Source organism: Paraconexibacter sp. (assembly GCF_041602235.1).
In the GTDB taxonomy this organism is placed as follows: Bacteria; Actinomycetota; Thermoleophilia; order Solirubrobacterales; family Solirubrobacteraceae; genus Paraconexibacter.
The window spans coordinates 1-2,552 of the sequence record NZ_JBFIGP010000407.1; the positions used below are offsets into that span (position 1 = coordinate 1).

Below are 2,552 nucleotides of genomic sequence, written 5' to 3' on the forward strand. Positions count from 1 at the left end.
ACCCGCGCCTGCGCGCGTGGATCGACGAGCACCTGGGCGGTCGGCGGATCGCGACCGCGCCGGTCGCCCTGACCCGTACGCGGCTGTAGTTCCTCGCCCAGTGCTGGGAGCTCACGCGTGACGGCAAGCCCGCGCGGGCGGACCTGCCACGCGTGCCGCCGGACCTCGGCATGACGGTCGGCCGTCAGACCGAGCGCGAGCAGGACGGGCGCCCGGTCGCCGGCTGCTGAGAGGCCGGGCGCGAGCGGTTCCGCCGGACCCGCCGTCCCGCGCGGGGGCCTCGTCAGCCCTCGTCGGTCGGTCGCCCGGGGAGCTCCAGCACGAACCGGGCGCCCCTTCCGCCACCGGCATCGCCACCACCCGCCGCGTCCCCGACGTTCTCGGCGCGCACCGTCCCGCCGTGGGCCTCTGCGACCTGTCGCACGATCGCGAGCCCCAGGCCCGTGCCGGGCAGGCCGCGGGCGGTCTCGCCGCGGTAGAAGCGGTCGAACAGGTGGGGCAGATCCCCCTCCGGCAGGCCCGGCCCTCGGTCGCGGACCGTGACGCCGGAGAGGTCGACCTCCACGTCGACGGTCGACCCCGGACCGCCGTGCTTGGCGGCGTTCTCCAGCAGGTTGCCGATCGCCCGCGACAGCCGGACCGGGTCGCCCTCGACGACGCTCACCTCACGGTCGAGCGCGAAGGTCGTCCCCGGATGGTTGCGGCGTGCGCGCTCGACCGCCTGCGCCACGACGTCGTCCAGGCGCACGTCCTCGTGGCCGCGCGGCGCCGTGTCGCCGCGGGCGAGCTCGATGACGTCCGCGACGAGGTCCCCGAGCTCCTCGGTCTGCGTGCGCACATCGGTCAGCAGCTGCTCACGGGACTGGGCGTCGAGATCGCCGCCGTCCAGCAGCACCTCGATGTTGGTGCGCAGGCTGGTGATCGGCGTGCGCAGCTCGTGGGACGCGTCGGCGACGAGTTGACGCTGGGCCTGCACCGACTCGGACAGCTCGGCGCGTGAGGCCTGCAGCCGGTCGAGCATGAGGTTGAACCTCCCGGCGAGACGACCGATGTCGTCGGCGGTCCGTACCTCGATGCGCCGGCTGAGGTCGTCGGTCTCGGCGATGTGCTCGGCGGCCTGGGCGACGTCGTGCAGCGGCGCGGTGACGCGACGGGTGACGGAGCGACCGAGCAGCAGCGACACGCCCACGCCGCCCGCGCACACCAGGGCCAGGAACCAGCGGATGCGGTTGAGCACCCGGTCGATGCTGTTCAGGGGACGCGCCAGCTGCACCGCGCCCACGCCGGGAACGCCGAACGTCAGGATCCGCAGCTTCGCCGCGCTCTGCTCGATCGTGCGAAGGGACCGTCCGCGCTGGCGCAGCGCGATCATCTGGTCGATCCCGGACACGGGCAGCGGGATCGCGTCCGGGAACCGCAGGTTGGGTTCGACCGTGCCGTCCGGGCTCACGAGCTGCAGGTACGCGAGGCCGCCCTCCTGGGGACGGAGCTGGGGCAGACCGAGCCGCAGCGGCCGTCCCCCCTGCGGACGGGGCCCGCCCACCTGCTCGATCACGTCGGCCTGTCCGTCGAGCTGATCGTCGATCTGGCCGAGGAGCTCCCCCCGCACGACGACGTAGGCCACCACGCACGCCAGGAGCACGGCCAGGCCGACCGCGCCCGCGCTGGCGACGATCAGGCGTTGGCGCAGGCTCATGGCTCCGACCGCAGGACGTAGCCGACCCCGCGGACCGTGTGCAGCAGCCGCAGCTCGCCCTCCGCTTCGGTCTTGCGCCGCAGGTACCCCATGTAGACGCCCAGGGCGTTGGACGTGGCGCCGAAGTCGTAGCCCCACACCGCGTCGAAGATCTGCGACCGGCTGAGTACCTGTCGTGGATGCTCCAGGAAGTACCGCAGCAGCAGGAACTCGGTCTTGGTCAGCTCCAGGCGGCGGCCGGACCGGGTGACCTCGTGCGCGACCGGATCGAGCTGGAGATCCTCGAAGGTCAGGGGCTCCTCGTGCGCCGTGGACGAGGCCGCTGCCGGCACGTCGAGCCGGCGCAGCAGCGCGCGCAGCCGCGCCTTCAGCTCCCGCAGCGCGAACGGCTTGACCAGGTAGTCGTCGGCGCCAGCGTCGAGTCCCGCGACACGGTCGTCGACCTCGTCCCGCGCCGTGAGGATGAGGATCGGGGTGCGGTCACCGATGTCGCGCAGCCGCCGGCAGACCTCGAGGCCGTCGACGCGCGGCATCGCGATGTCGAGCACCACCGTGTCGAACCGCTGCTCGGAGAGCAGGTCGAGCGCCTCCTGCCCGTCGCCGGCCGACGTCACGTCGAGCCGTTCCAGGCGCAGGGCGCGCGCCACCGCGTCCCGGACGGCCGGATCGTCGTCGACCAGGAGCACGCGGGCGCCCGTCGGCGCGGTGAAGGCGGGACTGTCCGTCATGACGTCGCACGCATGTATCGCACAGCGCGCGGCGCTGCGGCTCCGTTCTTCGAGTGTTCTTCACTGTTTCCTCGGAGAGCCTCACGTAGCGGCGGTTGACTCGCAGCATGTCCTTCCTCTCTCCGCCG

Annotated in this window: 2 protein-coding genes; both read right to left on the minus strand. The window is 73.0% G+C overall.

Features of this window, described 5'->3' with window-relative positions; translation table 11 throughout:
• Positions 1–283: 283 nt before the first annotated feature.
• Entirely contained in the window at positions 284–1,696 is a 1,413-nt protein-coding gene (locus ABYE80_RS19660) for a sensor histidine kinase (RefSeq protein ID WP_372792002.1), read from the minus strand.
• Positions 1,693–2,424, minus strand: a complete 732-nt coding sequence (locus ABYE80_RS19665; RefSeq protein WP_372792003.1) for a response regulator transcription factor — start codon at positions 2,422–2,424, stop codon at positions 1,693–1,695. The genes ABYE80_RS19660 and ABYE80_RS19665 overlap by 4 nt, the downstream gene beginning before the upstream one ends.
• Positions 2,425–2,552 lie beyond the last annotated feature (128 nt).